18 protein-coding genes and 1 tRNA gene are annotated in these 17,004 nt (G+C 30.4%); 12 read left to right on the top strand and 7 right to left on the bottom strand.

Going from position 1 to position 17,004, the window contains the following annotated elements; genetic code table 11:
- The 3 genes from NE054_RS03060 to NE054_RS03070 all read right to left on the bottom strand — a co-directional run.
- A partial coding sequence (locus NE054_RS03060) for a PAS domain S-box protein (protein ID WP_297888339.1) occupies positions 1 to 1,533 on the bottom strand: 1,533 nt, incomplete at its 3' end.
- On the bottom strand, positions 1,533 to 1,736 hold the full coding sequence (locus NE054_RS03065; RefSeq protein WP_297888341.1) for a hypothetical protein: 204 nt from the start codon (positions 1,734 to 1,736) through the stop codon (positions 1,533 to 1,535). The genes NE054_RS03065 and NE054_RS03060, both read right to left, overlap by 1 nt.
- A 2-nt stretch (positions 1,737 to 1,738) precedes the next feature.
- Positions 1,739 to 1,966 (bottom strand): hypothetical protein, encoded by a 228-nt coding sequence (locus NE054_RS03070; RefSeq protein WP_297888343.1) that lies wholly within the window; start codon positions 1,964 to 1,966, stop codon positions 1,739 to 1,741.
- Positions 1,967 to 2,027: 61 nt separating this feature from the next.
- Here NE054_RS03070 and NE054_RS03075 point away from each other — a divergent pair, with 61 nt between their 5' ends.
- Positions 2,028 to 3,134: a metallophosphoesterase gene (locus tag NE054_RS03075; RefSeq protein WP_297888346.1), complete on the top strand. Its 1,107-nt coding sequence runs from the start codon at positions 2,028 to 2,030 to the stop codon at positions 3,132 to 3,134.
- A gap of 81 nt (positions 3,135 to 3,215) precedes the next feature.
- On the opposite strand, the gene NE054_RS03080 is transcribed toward NE054_RS03075, so the two are convergent.
- Entirely contained in the window at positions 3,216 to 3,959 is a 744-nt protein-coding gene (locus NE054_RS03080; protein ID WP_297888348.1) for a metallophosphoesterase, read from the bottom strand.
- Positions 3,956 to 6,664 (bottom strand): glutamine-synthetase adenylyltransferase, encoded by a 2,709-nt coding sequence (locus NE054_RS03085; RefSeq protein WP_297888351.1) that lies wholly within the window; start codon positions 6,662 to 6,664, stop codon positions 3,956 to 3,958. The genes NE054_RS03080 and NE054_RS03085 overlap by 4 nt, the downstream gene beginning before the upstream one ends.
- A 223-nt stretch (positions 6,665 to 6,887) precedes the next feature.
- Between NE054_RS03085 and NE054_RS03090 the strand changes: the two genes are divergently transcribed.
- From NE054_RS03090 to NE054_RS03125, 8 genes are read left to right on the top strand one after another with little or no spacing between them, the layout of a single operon-like run.
- Positions 6,888 to 7,337 (top strand): Hsp20/alpha crystallin family protein, encoded by a 450-nt coding sequence (locus NE054_RS03090; RefSeq protein WP_297888354.1) that lies wholly within the window; start codon positions 6,888 to 6,890, stop codon positions 7,335 to 7,337.
- Positions 7,338 to 7,393: 56 nt separating this feature from the next.
- Complete coding sequence (locus NE054_RS03095; RefSeq protein WP_297888357.1) at positions 7,394 to 7,888, top strand: phosphate-starvation-inducible PsiE family protein; 495 nt, start codon at positions 7,394 to 7,396, stop codon at positions 7,886 to 7,888.
- A 59-nt stretch (positions 7,889 to 7,947) separates the two neighbouring features.
- Entirely contained in the window at positions 7,948 to 8,124 is a 177-nt protein-coding gene (locus tag NE054_RS03100) for a hypothetical protein (RefSeq protein WP_297888360.1), read from the top strand.
- Positions 8,096 to 8,602, top strand: a complete 507-nt coding sequence (locus tag NE054_RS03105) for a hypothetical protein (protein ID WP_297888363.1) — start codon at positions 8,096 to 8,098, stop codon at positions 8,600 to 8,602. The genes NE054_RS03100 and NE054_RS03105 overlap by 29 nt, the downstream gene beginning before the upstream one ends.
- Positions 8,603 to 8,616: 14 nt before the next feature.
- Positions 8,617 to 9,990, top strand: a complete 1,374-nt coding sequence (locus NE054_RS03110) for a phosphoglucomutase/phosphomannomutase family protein (RefSeq protein WP_297888366.1) — start codon at positions 8,617 to 8,619, stop codon at positions 9,988 to 9,990.
- A 12-nt stretch (positions 9,991 to 10,002) separates the two neighbouring features.
- Positions 10,003 to 10,416 carry a hypothetical protein gene (locus tag NE054_RS03115; protein WP_297888368.1) on the top strand — a complete coding sequence of 138 codons (414 nt, stop codon included), beginning with the start codon at positions 10,003 to 10,005 and terminating at the stop codon, positions 10,414 to 10,416.
- Positions 10,416 to 10,808, top strand: a complete 393-nt coding sequence (locus tag NE054_RS03120; protein WP_297888370.1) for a thioesterase family protein — start codon at positions 10,416 to 10,418, stop codon at positions 10,806 to 10,808. The genes NE054_RS03115 and NE054_RS03120 overlap by 1 nt, the downstream gene beginning before the upstream one ends.
- A gap of 1 nt (position 10,809) precedes the next feature.
- Entirely contained in the window at positions 10,810 to 12,135 is a 1,326-nt protein-coding gene (locus NE054_RS03125; RefSeq protein ID WP_297888372.1) for a TldD/PmbA family protein, read from the top strand.
- A 10-nt stretch (positions 12,136 to 12,145) separates the two neighbouring features.
- Here NE054_RS03125 and NE054_RS03130 read toward each other — a convergent pair.
- Positions 12,146 to 12,229 (bottom strand) — tRNA-Leu (locus tag NE054_RS03130).
- Positions 12,230 to 12,276: 47 nt separating this feature from the next.
- Between NE054_RS03130 and NE054_RS03135 the strand changes: the two genes are divergently transcribed.
- Genes NE054_RS03135 through NE054_RS03145 form a run of 3 tightly spaced genes read left to right on the top strand, consistent with a single transcriptional unit; the run spans position 12,277 to position 16,661 of the window.
- The gene (locus tag NE054_RS03135) at positions 12,277 to 14,841 is read left to right on the top strand and encodes a CBS domain-containing protein (protein WP_297888383.1); all 2,565 of its coding nucleotides are present in this window, start codon (positions 12,277 to 12,279) and stop codon (positions 14,839 to 14,841) included.
- Complete coding sequence (locus tag NE054_RS03140; RefSeq protein WP_297888375.1) at positions 14,816 to 15,475, top strand: response regulator transcription factor; 660 nt, start codon at positions 14,816 to 14,818, stop codon at positions 15,473 to 15,475. Before NE054_RS03135 ends, NE054_RS03140 begins: the two co-directional genes overlap by 26 nt.
- Entirely contained in the window at positions 15,468 to 16,661 is a 1,194-nt protein-coding gene (locus tag NE054_RS03145; protein WP_297888377.1) for a HAMP domain-containing sensor histidine kinase, read from the top strand. The genes NE054_RS03140 and NE054_RS03145 overlap by 8 nt, the downstream gene beginning before the upstream one ends.
- Positions 16,662 to 16,687: 26 nt before the next feature.
- Here NE054_RS03145 and NE054_RS03150 read toward each other — a convergent pair whose 3' ends face one another.
- Positions 16,688 to 16,894 (bottom strand): hypothetical protein, encoded by a 207-nt coding sequence (locus NE054_RS03150; RefSeq protein WP_297888380.1) that lies wholly within the window; start codon positions 16,892 to 16,894, stop codon positions 16,688 to 16,690.
- Positions 16,895 to 17,004: the final 110 nt, after the last annotated feature.

Raw genomic sequence — 17,004 nt, forward strand, 5'->3', positions numbered from 1 at the left:
TACATCCAAAATAGAAAGATTTATAGAAATTTCATAATCTTTTGAATGTTTACTCACTTCATTAAATATCTTTTTGGTTATAGCCGGATAGAGTTTTGATTTTTTGGCTATATCTAAAAAGTAGTAAGGAGAAAAGATTTTATCCTCAATTCTCATCCTGATTAAACTTTCATACTTTTCTATTTTCCCTGTGTTGTTGTTTAGGATAGGTTGGTAGTAAACTAAGAGCCTGTCTTCTTCTATGGCAGATTTTAGATTCTTTACCCATACGATACTGTTTTTATACTTTTCTTGAATGTTTAAACTTTCATCGTAAAAAATGTACGATTTCTTATTTTGTTTAGCATACTTTAACGCCATATCAGCTTTTTCAAGCACATTTGAATCGGTAAATTTTCCTTCAGAAATTCCTAAGGTTATATCTAAATTTATGGTTAAATCATTTACTTCAAAAGGTTTTGACTGGACAGTATAAAGAAGTTCATTTATAAATTTTTCTACTAAGTTTTTAGGCATATATCTATCTACAAGGATTAAAAACTCATCTCCAGAGAGTTTGTACACCTTAAAATCATGTTTCGATACAATCTCTTTTAACCTCTCTCCCATCTTTTGTAGCAAGATATCCCCTATCTCTATTCCGTACACATCGTTAACTTCTTTAAAAGAATCTATATTAACAAGGATTACTTTATAGTTCATTAGATTTTTTAAATCTTCTATAAGTTTTATTCTGTTTGGAAGTCCTGTTAATTTATCTGTATAGATAAGCTGTTTTTCTAATGTCTTATCTTTTTTTATTCCGATGATGTTTGATATTTCACCATTATCATCGTAAACTGCAAAAGCAAAAAGTTCTACATCTTTGTATTCACCGGACTTTGTTTTTATTTTAATCTCTCCTAAATAAGAGCCTTTTGTCTTTATCTCTTCAAAAATCTTCTCTAATGGCGGATTTTTTACGTGTATAGAAGGAGTTTTCCCAAGAAGCTCTTCCAAAGAATATCCAATTAACTCTTCATGAGCTTTATTTTGTTCAAGATAATATCCATTTTTATCTAATATAGCAACAGCATTATGGATATTCAAAAAAATTTGATAAATAAGATTGTACCTTTTTTCCAACTCTTGTGTTAGTTTTGAGAGTTGTTTATTCAGGTTGTCTATATTGGTCAAATCCCTTGCATTTACGATAAGGTATTCTATCTCTCCTTTATCGTTATAAAGGGCGTTTACATTTTTAACAACATGTATTAGTTTTCCGTTCTTTTTTCTAAAGATAGTTTCTTGGTCGAGACATTTTCCTGTGTTTTTTACTGATATCATACAGGCGTTGTATATACTTTCTTCTGTAGCTATCTCTCTTATATGTTTTCCTATAACTTCTTCTTTCTCATAACCTAAAATTTCTGTAAACGTATCGTTAACATACAGTACCTTTCCATTTAAATCTATTGTAAAGATTATATCCGGAGATTTGTCTATGATTTTACATAAAATTTCAAAGTTTCGTGGCATTGCCTCTAAAAACATTATTCTTTACTCCTGTAAAAGTTGTATTTTATATTTTTAAACCAGATTACTGCATCTTCTTTTGTATCAAATGGTTTTGATTTAAGAGGTTCTGGATGGTTTGTATAAAAAAGCCAGATATACTTGTCGTTTTCTTTTATCAATTTTACTCCTGCAACGTTATTTAAAAATATATAAAAATTTTCGTCAATTTCTTGAAACATAGTTAGCTTTCCTGTTTAAGATTTTTTAACTCTTTTTGTTTTTTTGTAAACCATCTTACAGATGAAACAACAAGAATAACAAGAGCAACTGTTCCGGATATTAACTTTGCTTTTTCCATATCCATATCCATTATTCTAAACATACTAAACCACATAAAAACATAAGCCAAATACAAACCATACAAAAGTAATGCTACAGAGAAAGCTTCCCAAATTATCTTCCCTATCATTTATCTACCTCTAAAAATATTTATGGTATATATTTTAGTATATTTTTGATAAGGAGAGATGATGCTTTTTTTTATAGTATTTTTTTCTGTATACGCTTTTATGCACTTTTACTTTATAAAAAAGCTAAAAAAAGCTTTTAATATCACTGGGTTTTACCTTTATCTTATCTCCCCAATCTTTATTTTTTCTCCTTATTTTTACAGATTGTACGATAAATCCGGATTTGACCTTTACTATCTTTCATTTTTTATTTTAATGTGGATGGGTTTTATAATGTTATTTTTCCTTTACTTTATGTTGGTTGACATCTATAATTTTGCCATAAAGCTATCTGACAGATTTTTAGGTATAAATCCTCTTCCTTCATTAAAATCTAAGTTGGCTTTCATCTTTGTATCAACTCTTACGATAACATCTTTGGTGTATGGTTACTATGAAACATTAAACCTTAAAGTTTATAAGTTTGTGATTTATTCAGATAAAGTCCCGAAAGATGTAAAGATAATGCAGATATCAGATTTACATTTAAGCCAAGTGATGAGAGAAGATAAAATAAAAATGATTTTGGATGTTTATAAAAAGGAAAATCCGGATATTGTCATATCAACCGGAGACCTTGTTGATGGAAAGGTTTCCACTAAGCAATCTTATATAAATCTTTTAAATCAGATAAATCCACCTCTTGGAAAGTATGCAATCCTTGGTAATCATGAGTACTACACAGATATCAACGATGCCATAAAATTCCATATTTTATCCGGATTTAAACTTTTAAGGAACGAAACTATTTCCGAAAATGGAATTAATATCGTTGGAGTTGATGATATAGATGGTGTTAGGCTTGGATACATAGCAGAATATCCGGAAAAAGACCTTTTTTTTGGTCTGAAAAAAGATAATTTTACAATCTTCTTAAAACATCAACCTAAACTTGATGAAAGTTTGGTAGGACAGTTTGACCTAATGTTATCAGGACATACACATGGAGGTGTTATTTTCCCTGTTAAATATATACTGAGAAAGATTTTTGTAGCAGACTTTGGACTTATCCAAAAAGGTGATAGTTATATCTTTGTAAGTAGAGGAGTTGGAACTGGTGGACCACCAGTTAGGATAGAATGCCCTCCAGATGTGGCTATTTTTGAGATTAAAAAGCCCCCGAGGTAAAATCCCCGGAGGAGGAGGTTAGTATCATGAGAAAATGCAATAATTATTATATATTAATTTTTGCATATCTATCAAAATATATCAATCTTCAAAAAAGTAATACTGCCTCTTTGATTTAACAAAGGTAAACTCATCCATTTCTGGGTTGTATCCGGTGAGTTTATTACCTAAAACCGCTCCTGTATCTATTCCATAACAAAGATTGTTTATATAAGGCTCTTCAAAAACAACATGTCCATAAACTATCTTAGGACTATCCGGATTTACAACTCTATCCTTTGTCCAGTCTAACCTCTCCGGAAATCCTTTATCTGTGTATTTTCCGGTTGTTTGACCGTATAAAACAAAGCTCTTTACTTTATCATCTCCCTTACCTATATACTCATCTTTTATTCCAGCGTGACAAACGACGACTTTTTTATTGATAATTATATAAAGAGGTAGATTTTCATAGTAATTTATAATCTCTTGTCTTAGATTTTCCCTCACATCTTCCGAAAGAGCCAAAAATTCATCAACAGTTTTTTGCATTCCATAGGATATTTTTACTTTATTACCTTTTAGATATCTATAAAATTTATCAAGATGGTTACTTTTTACTTCGTAAAATTTTCCTGCGTTGTAAAGCTCCATACAGTACCTTAGAGTTTTTATATTGTAATCTCCTCTATCGATTGTATCTCCTACAGAGAAGATAACAACCTCTTTTCCGTATCTTTTCTCACACAGTTCAACCAATTCATAAAACTCATCAAAACAACCGTGAATGTCTCCTACCACTACGTAAGGTTTATCAATCTGTAATTCTAAATATCTTTCATTCATTTGAAATTTTTGAAAAAATGTAATCTTATTCTTTCTTTCGTGTTTTTAACTTTATTCCAAAATTCTTTTATGTCCATATCAAAAGTTTGAGCTATCCTTAGTGTAATACTGTCGTTTTTGGCAAGTTTTGATGTGGAGGAGCCTTTTACAAGTCTAAGTCTTGTCTCTATTTCTCTTAAAAAGATATACTCATCAACTATATCTGGGTCAGAATCTAAAAGTCCTTCCAATATTCCTGTCCTTCTGTCTTTATTTTCAAGGTAAAACATCTGAACCATAAACTCTATATCTGTAATTCCTCCTTTACCTAATTTTATATCAATCGTATCTTCTGTTTCTTTTGTTATTCCTTCGAGCTTTAGTCTCATGTCCAACATCTCTTCTTTAAATGTTTTATCAATAGGTTTGGTAAATAAAAATTCATTAACAATCATTTCAAACTCTTCTTTTACATTTTCATCTCCTGTGATAAATCGTGATTTCGTCCATGCAAGAACTTCCCATACTCTTGCTTCTTTGGAAAAATAATTTTTATAAAAATCTATTGATGGAGAAAGTTCTCCGGATTTTCCAAAAGGTCTTAGTCTTAAGTCTATTTGGTAAAGCTGTCCTTCTTTTGTGTATTTTGTTAGGTCTTGAACTATCTTTTGGGGTACTTTTGAGTAATTTACTTTTGATTCTTCATCTTTAAATACAAAGATAAGGTCTAAATCTGAACCTATGTTCATCTCTCTACTTCCAAGTTTCCCAAGACCGTAAATAGCAAAGTTTTTTCCTTCGTTTATTGAGTAAAGTTGTTTTAGAATAAAATCTGCAAGATTTGTGATGATGTTGTTTAACTTTTTTAGTCTGGCAACAGGAGAGTAATACTTTATATTAGCAAAGTAATCTAAAGCTCCTAAAACTTCTGTAATTTTTTTTAGTTTTTTTAGTCTTTCTACCGAATCTTCTATTTGTATAATGGATAACTCCTTCAAAAAGTCTTTTTCATCAATCAGTGGTCTTCCGGAAGAAAAGGCAAAATCTATAACTTCTGTATCTTTTGATATTATGTTTGTTATGTAATCGGAAGTTTTTGCTATATCCAATATAAAGTCTACCAATTTGGATTTGTTTTCCAGTGCTGCTGAGAATATTCTGTAAATGTTACCTTCTACAAAAAGTTTGTTTATGTTTAAAAGAAAGCTTTCTTTATCCGGAGAGTTTTTTATATGATTCTCCAAATTTGGTAAAAACTCAAAAATTAAAGTTTTTTCCCTTTCAGAAAGTAAATAGTATTCCGGATTGTTAAATATCTCATCTATAATGTTTAAAGCCCATTTTCCGTCTTTTACTCCTAAAGAGCTAAGATAATCTACAGCTAATTTTTCATCTTGTTTTGTCATTATATAAATTTGAAGTTGAGTATACTCTCTTTCTTTCTTTCCGGATATCCTATCAAAGATAGATTTTACATTTTTCCTATGGTTGTTGAAGGTTGTTAAAAATTCTTCTGTATCCTTAAAGCCTAATTTTTGAGCATATTCTGATGCGTACTGTAAGTTAAAAATCTGAGTTTGAATACAGTTTTTCAGCTGAATGACGTGCTCTAACTTTCTTAAAAAGATGTATGCATCTTCTAACTTTCTTCCATCTTCTTCAGGTAGTAATCCGGCTTGGACTATGTTTCTTAAAGCTCTTATAGTTTCTCTTTCTCTAAGGTTTGGATTTTGTCCTCCGTGTAAAAGTTGAAAAACTTGAACTGTAAACTCTATCTCTCTTATTCCACCTTCACACTTTTTTATATCTATCTCATTTGTAGATTTTGCTTTTGCTGATTCTTCTATCATCTTTTTCATGTTAAAAATTTCATCTACTATATCTTTACTAAGGCTTTTTCTATAAACGAAAGGGGTTATGATAGATAAAAACTCCTTTGAAACACTTTCATCTCCTGCTGCATGTCTTGCTTTTATAAGCATATGTCTTTCCCAAGTCCTTCCTACGGACCAGTAATAACTTTCTATAAATGGAATGCTGTAAGCCAAAAGTCCTTTTTTTCCTTCCGGACGAAGGTCTAAATCTACGTTCCAAGCAACACCTTCAAAATTTCTTTTTGTTAAATAGATATTCACATCTGTAAACACCTTTATAAAAAACTCTCTATTGGATAATCCTTTCTCTGTCTTTCCTTCCGCAGAGTAAATGTACATTACATCTACATCTGAGTAATAATTTAAATCTGTTCCTCCGTGTTTACCTAATGCTATCACGGAAGCTTTGGCTACATTTCCTGTTTCTTCTTCAATTGGATTTCCAAATTTTTCAAAATATTTTTTATAAGCTCTTTTATACGCAACCTCAAAACATGCATCCGCAAGGTAAGAGTACTCTTCAGTTAGCTGTATCAAGTGATGTTTTTTGTAAATATCTTTAGCTACAATCCGGCTAAAATGTTTCATCTTAAAGTAAGTTAATTTAGCTATAAAATCTTCTTCTTTTGGTATATCTAACAAAGTTAACGCTTCTTCAACAAGTTTTGTTCTACCAAGTAAAGGTTCATTTAAACTCTTTTCTAAATAAAAAAGCTCATCCGGATGTCTAAACAAAAAGTCTGATATACAGGAAGAGTAATACGCTATATTTTTAAGTAACTGTAATTGCTGGCTATTTAAAGACTCTAAAAAATCCTTTTTTAAACTTTCAAACTTAAACAAATTTGACATTATTTACTCCATTTTTAAAAAATTCTATTTTCTAATTCAAAAATAGTTTAACAAAAAAATTTTTTTGATGTAAAATTTTACAAAGGTATTCCGGAAAAAAATAACTATTTAAAAGTATTTAAAATATTTAGTATAGTAATATAAAAACACTTGACAAAATTTAATATAAGAAATATATTTATATTGAACTTAAAAATTAAAAACCAATTAGGAGGTGTGGACCATGGAAAGAAGATTAATACCAGCATTTGCAATTTCCCCATTGAGAGAACTTGCAAGACTTGAGAATGAAATTAACAGAATTTTCAAGGAGTTAGTTCCTCAACAAGAAGTTACAACAGAAGTTGTAGCTTGGGCTCCAAGAGTTGACGTTTATGAGAAAGACAACAACATAATTATTGAAGCGGAGATTCCGGGAGCTAAAAAGGAAGATATCGAAGTAAAAGTAAAAGATAACAGCGTTGTAATCAGAGGAGAAGTAAAGAGAGAAGAAGAGAAAAAAGAAGAAAACTATTACAGAAGTGAAAGATTCTATGGAAAATTTGAAAGAGTTATACCTTTACCAGCAGATGTAAAAATAGAAGAAGCAAAAGCTGAGTATCAAGATGGAATTTTAAAGTTGGTTATTCCAAAAGCTACAACTGAAAAAGAAGTTAAAATTGAGGTAAAATAATATCCATTAAAAAAGGGAGGCTTTACCTCCCTTTTCAAAATCAATTGGAGTTTGATTTGAGTTTAATAAAGAGAATATTAGAACCTCATAAACTTCATCAAAAGTTAGGAGATTTATTTGAGTTTTTCGAAGATTTAATAATAGTAATTCTAACCATTATTTTATTTGTCTTAAGTTTAATGGCTTTGTTTGATTTAGGTCAAGCTACTTTTAGTCATAAATATTCTTTCATGGACTTGATTCCAAAATTTCTATACGTATTTATTCTTGCAGAGTTGTTTAGGTTAAATATAGTATACCTCACTCAAAGAATAATAGATACCTCTTTAATCGTAAAAACAACTCTGATTGCGATTTTAAGAGAAGTTATTATAAAAGCTCCTGGGCTAAAATTTCATGATTACCTAGGTTTATCTATTCTCTTAGGAGTGTTGGCATTAATCTATTATGTTCCGAAATTTATGAAAGAAAAAGAGAAAAATATTAAATTCAGAGTAAGGTCAAGAAAATCCGGAAAAAGAATATCATCTCAAAATTTAGAACAAACATAACATCTTTTTAATTCTATGATAAAATTTTTTTAGTTATATTTATTTTTTGGAGTAAATCAATGGAAACTGAAAGCAGCTGGTTTGAGTTGGCAGGAATCATATTTTTTACTTGGATGGTTATCATCGTTGGATTACTTTGGGGGTTATCCATAAAAGCAAGTTATAACGAAGAAAAGCAAAGACAAAAACAGATACAGGAAAATCGAAATGGAAAATCAAAGAAAGAAAACACTTAACTATCCTTTTATCATTTTAACCGGATTTGGTATTATAGCAACATTAATATTTGTTTTTCTTTACGTCTATCAACTTTCCGTTGGCAAAGTAAGACAAGAGGCTCTCATTGAGTATGCTTATCCAAAAATAACTCCTCAGGAGTATTTTAACGAGTTAAAAAACGTATCTCAAAAAAATAACTTTGAATTCAGAGAAATATACACAGAAGACAACTACTTTTTGGTTCAGATATACTCAAAGGATTATTTACAAAAAGCAAAAACCTTATCACCGTCGGTTGTCCCACTTGTTATTGTAAATTTAAGTATATCTCCTGTGCCAGATGGAACTGCTGTTGTAGGAAACAATCCCTATCTATGGAGAGTCATGATTGAAAACAGACAAGTTGATAATTTTGCAAAAGATTACACTGAACTTGTAAAACTAATACTAAATGATGTATACTATCAAGTAAAAGAAAAGAGAAAAAATATCTAAATACGGGGAAATAAATGATAAAATTTGGAACAGATGGATTCAGAGCAATAATAGGTCAAGAGTTTACATTTGAAAATGTAGAGAAAATAGCACAAGCTCAGGCTGATTCCTTAAAAGAAAGAGGTGGGAAAAAGGTTGTTGTTGGCTACGATACAAGGTTTTTGTCGGAGGATTTTGCGTTAGCAGTTGCAGAAGTTTTTTCTTCAAATGGTTTTGAAGTTATCGTATCTAAAGGACATTGTACTACTCCTGCTTTATCGTACGCTGTTTTATCTTTAAAGGCTGATGAAGGTGTTATGATTACAGCTTCCCATAATGGATATAAATACAACGGTTATAAGATAAAAGGAAGTTATGGTGGTCCTGCCACAGTTGAGATAATTAAAGATGTTGAAGATAGGATAGGGAAAACCTCTGTTAATAAAGGAAAGAAGGACTTTCAATTTTTAGATTTAACCACTCACTATTTAGAAAAAGTTAAATCCTACTTTGATTACTCTATTTTTAAACAAAAAGAGATAAAGTTGGTTCACGACCCTATGTTTGCAACTTCAATAGGTATATACAACAAACTTTTAGAAAATACTTTTATAGATGTAATAGAAATCAACCACTTTAAAGACCCTTATTTCGGTGGACATCATCCGGAACCCATAGATAAAAACCTATCTCTTTTAAAGGCAAAAGTTGTAGCAACAGAATCTGATATAGGAATAGCAAACGATGGAGATTCTGATAGAGTAGGTGTAGTATCTGAAAGTGGAGAGTTTGTAAGTACACAGATTCTATACGCTTTATTACTTCTTCATACAGTTAGAAATAGAAAATTCAAAGGAAGTGTTGTAAAAACGGTTTCCACAACATATTTAGCAGACAGGATAGCAAAAAAAGAAGGACTTACAATTCATAAAACACCTGTTGGATTTAAATACGTTGCAGATATAATGTTGAAGGAGACTGTAGCTTTTGGTGGGGAAGAATCCGGAGGATACGGCTTTGGATTTCATATTCCGGAAAGAGATGGCATCTTATCCGGAATGTTGATGTTAGAGATGCTGATGTTGTATGGAAAACCTTTAAATGAAATAATAAAGGATTTATTCAAAGAGTTTGGAGAAGCACACTACAAAAGAGAAGACTTGAAAGTTGAAGGAAGTAAAGGTTTAGATTTAGTAAAATCCTTAAAAGAAAAGGATATAAAAGAGTTTGCAGGACTAAAAGTAAAAGAAAAAGATACAACAGACGGTGTAAAATTTATATTTGAAGATGATAGTTGGTTACTTTTAAGAGCATCTGGAACAGAACCTGTTTTACGAATATACGCAGAGACACCATCTTTAAAAATTACAGAAAAGTTAATAAAAGAAGCAAAAAAACTTGTTGAATAAAGGAGTGTAACTATGGAAAACATCTATCAAGCTTATGAGATTTTAGAGACAGAAGAAGGAGAAATTATAGTTTTAGTGGAACCTGATGAACATCTTTTATCCTTAGTAGAAAATCAAGAAGAGAATGTAGAGTTAGACGTTGACGTTGATTACGATGAAGAAGATGAAGAGTTATACATTTTGATGACAGTTTACATAGGAGATAGCGAAATCTTTTTCGCTCTTCCATACGGAGAAAGTTGGGAATCATTAATAAATAAAGCATCATTTTCCGTTGCTTTTATATCTGAAAAAGACTTTGAAAATAAAAATTACGAAGAAGTTCCAACGATGACTGCCCAACTTGATGATTTAACCTTAGGATTTATAGAAGGATGTAAATCAACAGCAGATATACTTCTTGGAGAAACAGAAGATTTTGAGTAATGATATTTGAGTATGTTAGAAAAGTTAACTTCTATGAAACGGATGCTCAAGGGGTAGTTCATCACTCAAACTATCCCCGTTTTTTTGAAGAAGCAAGAGGATACTATTTAGAACAGATAGGATATCCATATCCAAAACTTAGAGAAGAGTTAAAAGTGGATGTTGTACTTCTTTCCCTTTTTGTTGAGTATCTTAAACCTTTAAAATTTGGAGATATTTTTTCTATCAAGTACTCCCTTGTTGAATCAGACAGCTATTTTTTTAAATTTAGATATGACATTTTTGTTGAAAACGATTTATGTGCTGTAGGAGAAACAAAACACTGCTGTATCAGTAGAGATACAAGAAAAGTTATAAAAATTCCAAAAGAATTAAAAGAGAGGATGAAGTAGTATGTTGGAAAAGGTTATAGATATTGCAGAAAAAAAGTTAAAAGGTTATGGGTGGGAAATATTTTATCTTAAAAACAAAAAGTTAAAAGCCCAGTCAAATGACTTTAAACTAGAAAAAGTTTCATCTGCAGAAGATAATGGATTTAGTATCAGAGTTTTAAATGATTTTTCACAGGGTTTTGCGTATTCAACATCTTTTACAGAAGATGCAATAAACGAGACTATAGAAACTGCTAAAGCGTTGTCAGAGATAACATCAAAAGATGATGGGAATTATCTGTTAGATAAATTACAGCAGACAGAAAAAGTAGAGTACTTTGATACCTTTGCAATAAATCTTCCTTTTGAAGAAAAGATAGAAAAAGCTATAGAGTTAGAAAAATTAGTTAAATTAAAGGATGAGAGAATCAAAGCTGTTAGAAGCTCTACCTTTATAGAAAATATAGTTTATACAACTCTTGTAAACTCATACGGTATAAAGATAGAAGAAAAAGGGACCTATTACACTGCCATGGTTTCTGCTGTTGCAGTGGAAGGTACAGATTCACAAATCGCATGGAGTTACAACTCAGCAAGATTTTTAGGAGATTTAAACCTTGAAGAAATAGCATCGGAAGCAGTTTTTCATTCTACAGCTTTACTAAATGCTAAAACAATTTCTACAAAAAAGATGATGGTTCTTTTTGCTCCTCATGCGATGACTGAGCTTTTATCTACTTTCTCCTACGCTTTTACAGCAGATGCACTGATAAAAGGTAAAACTCTTTTTAAAGATATGATAGACGAAAAAGTAGCCTATGAAAAAATAAATATCGTAGATAACGGAAGATATCCAAAAGGGCTTTACTCTTCCTCCTATGATGCAGAAGGGGTTGTAAAGAGAAAAAATATTCTTGTTGAAAACGGTGTTTTTAAAGGTTTTTTACATAATCTTTACACAGCCAAAAAAACCGGATTGTCATCAACTGGAAACGCCGTTAGAAATGATTTTAGGTCTTTACCTTCAGTTGACATTACAAACTTTTACATAGAGAATGGAAATGATGATATAAAAGAGTTTTTAAGTCAAGCAGATGAGGTTTTATACATAGTTGATTTGATGGGTCTTCACACAGCGGACCCTATATCTGGAGAGTTTTCACTTGGTGCATCCGGAATAATGTACCACAAAGGAGAAATTGTAAAATCTGTAAGAGGTATTACCATAGCTGGGAATTTCTTAGATATATTGAAAAATATAGTTTTAGTTGGAAACGATTTGAAGTTTTATGGTAATGTAGGAAGTCCTTCCGTGGTAGTTGAGGGACTAACGGTAGCTGGAGAATAGTTTTTTTTAGTGCCCAGGGTGGGATTTGAACCCACACGCCCTTGCGGGCACTGTCCCCTCAAGACAGCGCGTCTGCCAGTTTCGCCACCTGGGCAACAAGTAGATAAACATTATATATCAAAGGAGAAAAATTTGCAAGTCGTGATATTAGATGAAGGGGCAGATTTAGATGCTTTTTCATCAGCTTACGGTTTGACACTTTTATATCCGGATACATACATACTCCTTCCAAACAGCTTTGAATACAAAGTAAGAAAACTATTGAAAATCTATGAAACTAAGATAAAAGATAAGGTGATGAAAAAAGAAGATTTAGATTTAAACAAAGTTGAAAAGGTATTTTTAGTTGATTCTCAAAATGTTCCAGATTTAATAAAAAATGTTCCTATTGAGATTTTTGACCACCATCCCAAAAAAAACTTTTCTTTAAACAAAAATGTTAAAAAACACCTGTATAAAACAGGTTCTATATCTACCGTTGTAGTGGAAAAGATAAAAAGAAAAAAAATAAGTATAGACAAAGATGACGCGACCATACTATCTTCTGGAATATACGAGGATACAGGTGGTTTTAAATTCAAAGGAACAACACCACGAGATATTAAAGCTTTTTACTACCTATTTAAATCCGGATTAGATGTATTAAAATTAAAAAAAATAGTTACAGATACATTTGATTTGGAAGATACAGAAATTTTAAAAGAGATAATAAAAAATACAGAACCACTAATCACGGAAGATAAAAAAGTTTTTATATCATCTATCACTAAAAGATACACAAAAGATATTGCATGGCTTTTAAAGTATGTAAAAACTTTTGAAGAAGCTGATGCGTACTTTCTTGTTGTAAATCAAAAATCAAAAAAAGTTATAATAGGAAGGTCAAAAGATGAAAAAATAGATGTTGGAAAGATTTTATCAGAGTTTGACGGTGGTGGACATCCATTTGCAGCATCTGCTGTAATTGTGGGTTTTGATTATCCGGAGATAAAAAACTTCTTACTGTCATTTCTCTTAGGAAAACAACAATCTGTTTTAAATTTTCTAAAAAACGACTTACCTGTTGTAGAATCAAATGTAAAAATAAGGGAAGTAAAAAATATATTAAAAGATTTCAAATACGCGGTAGTCGTAGAAAAAGGAAAGTACGTAGGAGTTTTAACGGAGAAAGTAGTAAATAATGCAATAAAACACAAATTAGAAAACGAAGATGCTATAACATTTTCAGAAGAGATGATAACTATTCCAATGAACACAAATTTTATCCAGCTTTTGAAAACTTTTTCATCTTACAACTTAGAAATTCTTCCGGTTGTAAAGAAAGGATACTACAAAGGTGTTGTTTACAAAAAAGATTTTATAAACTTTATATCCGGAATATTGGAAGACAAACCTGTATTTCAACCAATTTCTAAACCTAAGGTGTTAGACTATTCAAATAAGTTGAGAGAGTTTTTTCCAAAAGATATATTCAACATAATCAAAGAAGTTGGAGAGTATGCGGAAAAACTTGGATACAAAGCTTATATAATTGGTGGTGTAGTGAGAGATATTGTAATGGGAAAGAAAAGTTTGGATATTGATATCATAGTTGAAGGGTCAGCGGTCGATTTAGTCAGAAATTTTGCAAAGGCAAAAAACTTAAACTTTCATATATATCCGGAGTTTATGACAGGTAATATAACTCTTGAAAATAAGATAAAGTTGGATTTTGCAACAGCAAGAAAAGAAGAGTACGAATCCCCCGGCTCCTATCCAAGGGTAGAAAAAGCAAGTTTGTTTGAAGATTTATACAGAAGAGATTTCACCATAAACACATTGGCAATAGAGATTACAAAATCTAACTTTGGAAAGCTTATTGATTACTTTAATGGATTTGTTGATATAAAAGAAAAAAGAATAAGGGTACTTCACACTTTAAGCTTTGTAGAAGACCCTATAAGAATTTTAAGAGGATTGAGATTCGCAGGAAGATTTAATTTTAAACTTGAGAAAAAAACCCAACAACTTTTAAATCATGCCATAGAAAAAGACTTATTAAACTTTGCTCCAACCGGAAGAATAAACTTGGAACTAAACCTAACCTTTAATGAAGAGAAAGTAATTGATATTCTTATATTGATGGATAAGTATAAAATCCTATACAAACTTTTTTCCGGACTTAGTGTAGATTCTGTTAAAAAAGAACTTCTAATAAAGCTAAAAGATAATTTTTTATTGTTGGAAAAACTACTTAATACAAGTTTTCCAAAAGCATCTAACTATCTGTATATCCTTCTATCGGGGTTTCCTTTGGAAGTTATTTTTAACTATTTGAAAAAATATCATTTTGAAAAAGAAGCAAAATACATAAATGATTTTTACACAAACTTAGAAACAATCTCTCAAACCCAAGAAAAGTTTAAAATATACCAAACAATAAAATCTTTTAATAAAGACTTTCTTCCGGCTTTACTAACCCTGTTAAATGAAGACAAATTAAAAATCATATTAGATATAGTTGAAAAAGAGAAAAACCCCTTAATAAAAGGAGAAGATTTAATACAGATGGGATTAAAACCATCAAGAATTTTTAAAGAGATTTTAGATGATACTTTTAAAAGATACTTAGAAAACTCTTTAAAAACTAAAGAAGATGCATTATCTTATATAAAGAAAAAATATTTACAAAGGGTGGAAAATGAAGATACTGATAGTAGAAGATAACATAGCTCTTAACAACTCTTTAAAAGAAATCCTTCAACTTCACGGACATATAGTCGATGGGGCATTTGATGCAGATGAAGCACTAAATTTTGTGGAAAACTCTTCTTACGACATAATAGTTATGGATGTGATGCTTCCGGATATAGATGGTTTTGCCCTTACAAAAATGTTAAGAGAAAAAGGAATAAAAACACCTATAATAATGCTTACAGCAAAGGACCAATTAAGAGATAAAGTCAAAGGACTAGAAATAGGAGCAGATGACTACATTACAAAACCATTTGAAGTTGAAGAACTTTTAGCGAGAATAAAAGCAATAGGAAGAAGAATATCTACTGAAAAAGAAGATTTAATAAAAATTGAAGATTTAGAAATAGATTTATCATCAAGGATAGTTAGAAAAAACGGTCAGTTGGTAGAACTTCCCCCTAAACTTTTTTGTATCTTAGAACAGTTGGTAAGAAACAGAGGAAAAGTGGTCACATACGAGATGCTTTATGGAAAATGTTGGGAGATAACAGAAATTCCATCAAACGAAACTTTAAGGGCTAACATCAAGCTTTTGAGAAAGCTAATAGACCCAGAAAAAACGATAATAAAAACCTTATCCGGAATGGGATACAGAATTGATTGATACAATCAAAAATTTAGACGATATAGAAAAAGTTAGGTTAAAAATCACATTTTTTCTTATTTTTATATCTTCCATAATTGTTTTTATCTTATCATTTTCCATCTATTTGGTATATGAAAACCAAAAATACGTAGAGATAGAAGATAAACTAAAAAGTACACTCTTTGAAATCTTACCAAACTTAGATGATAACCTAAAAAATGTTATGAATACCCAATTAAAAGAAGGTTCGTTTTTTTGCATATATAACATGGAAAACAAGAAAAAATTTTGTTTGAATAACTTAAATGGTAAAAGTTTAAATTTTTCTAATTTTGATAAAGAAAAGATATCTTTGAAAACAGGAACAAACGTGCAGGGAAATTTTTATATTCTCAGCTACCTTTATAAAAGTCAAAACGAATACTACATAGTAATTGGTTATGATATATCCAAAATAAACCAAGATTTAAAAAAATTGAGAAATTCGATAATTTTATCATCGTTGGCGGTTATTTTTTTATCCGGATTTTTGGCTTTTTCTGTATCCGGAAGACTTTTAAAACCTATAAAAGAACAGAAAGACAGTTTAGAACACACATTAAGCATAGTCTCCCACGACTTGAAAACACCTATCTCCATTATAAATACTAACCTTTACCTTATGAAATATAAAAATTTTCAAAATGTCGAAAACCATTTGGACCAAATAGAGAAAAACTTAGAGTACATGAAAAATATAACTTCCAATATAGATGCGTTGAAAAGCATCTCAAAAGAAGATATTGAAGAGGTTAACATAAAAGATATTATAGAGAATATTATTAATAAATTTCAAACAAAAATAAAAGAGAAAAACATATCAGTTAAAATAAACCAGAAAGATAACCTTATAGTAAATGCAAACAAAACAGATATGGAAGTATGCTTTTCAAACTTGATAGATAACGCGATAAAGTATAATGTAAAAAACGGGTTTATTAAGATAGATATATTAAAAAACAGTGTTGAAATATCAAACACTGGAAAAAAGATAGAAAATTTAAAAAAGGTATTTGAAAAATTTTATAGAGAAGATAAATCCGGAACAACGGAAGGTTTAGGTCTGGGTCTGTCTATTGTCTATAAAATCTGCAAAAAATACGGGTTTAAAATAAAAGTAAATACAACGGAAGATATGAACGTTTTCTCCATCCACTTTAATTAAAGGGGGATTTCCCCCCTTTTTTTGTTTTACTTTTTTTCTTCCGTTATAAATTCAATTTTATCTTCTTTACACACATATTTTTCCCCACTTACTTTTTGAACGAGTGGGTCGATTTTACATGAGATTTCTTCAACCTTGCCAGCCAACTCTTCTTTTGATTTTTTTACAAAGTAAGCAACGTATGCTACCATTACCAACGTAAAAAGAACCAAAAATACAATGTACATTTCCATAACACATACCTCCCAACTATTGATTTTGATAATATAACCCTAATTTCCAATTCGAAAAAAAGATGAAATAAAAAACCTCCAGTGGTATCATAAAGTAAAACTACCACTGG

Source organism: Sulfurihydrogenibium sp. (assembly GCF_027448985.1).
GTDB lineage: Bacteria > Aquificota > Aquificia > Aquificales > Hydrogenothermaceae > Sulfurihydrogenibium.

What these genes read in the sequence shown, in the direction of transcription:
- NE054_RS03115 (WP_297888368.1), top strand. Translation starts at nt 10,003, where the DNA reads ATGGAAAACATCTATCAAGCTTATGAGATTTTAGAGACAGAAGAAGGA.
- NE054_RS03075 (WP_297888346.1), top strand. Translation starts at nt 2,028, where the DNA reads ATGCTTTTTTTTATAGTATTTTTTTCTGTATACGCTTTTATGCACTTT.
- NE054_RS03085 (WP_297888351.1), bottom strand. Translation starts at nt 6,664, where the DNA reads ATGTCAAATTTGTTTAAGTTTGAAAGTTTAAAAAAGGATTTTTTAGAG.
- NE054_RS03080 (WP_297888348.1), bottom strand. Translation starts at nt 3,959, where the DNA reads ATGAATGAAAGATATTTAGAATTACAGATTGATAAACCTTACGTAGTG.
- NE054_RS03125 (WP_297888372.1), top strand. Translation starts at nt 10,810, where the DNA reads ATGTTGGAAAAGGTTATAGATATTGCAGAAAAAAAGTTAAAAGGTTAT.
- NE054_RS03150 (WP_297888380.1), bottom strand. Translation starts at nt 16,894, where the DNA reads ATGGAAATGTACATTGTATTTTTGGTTCTTTTTACGTTGGTAATGGTA.
- NE054_RS03100 (WP_297888360.1), top strand. Translation starts at nt 7,948, where the DNA reads ATGGAAACTGAAAGCAGCTGGTTTGAGTTGGCAGGAATCATATTTTTT.
- NE054_RS03140 (WP_297888375.1), top strand. Translation starts at nt 14,816, where the DNA reads ATGAAGATACTGATAGTAGAAGATAACATAGCTCTTAACAACTCTTTA.
- NE054_RS03070 (WP_297888343.1), bottom strand. Translation starts at nt 1,966, where the DNA reads ATGATAGGGAAGATAATTTGGGAAGCTTTCTCTGTAGCATTACTTTTG.
- NE054_RS03065 (WP_297888341.1), bottom strand. Translation starts at nt 1,736, where the DNA reads ATGTTTCAAGAAATTGACGAAAATTTTTATATATTTTTAAATAACGTT.
- NE054_RS03090 (WP_297888354.1), top strand. Translation starts at nt 6,888, where the DNA reads ATGGAAAGAAGATTAATACCAGCATTTGCAATTTCCCCATTGAGAGAA.
- NE054_RS03120 (WP_297888370.1), top strand. Translation starts at nt 10,416, where the DNA reads ATGATATTTGAGTATGTTAGAAAAGTTAACTTCTATGAAACGGATGCT.
- NE054_RS03105 (WP_297888363.1), top strand. Translation starts at nt 8,096, where the DNA reads ATGGAAAATCAAAGAAAGAAAACACTTAACTATCCTTTTATCATTTTA.
- NE054_RS03110 (WP_297888366.1), top strand. Translation starts at nt 8,617, where the DNA reads ATGATAAAATTTGGAACAGATGGATTCAGAGCAATAATAGGTCAAGAG.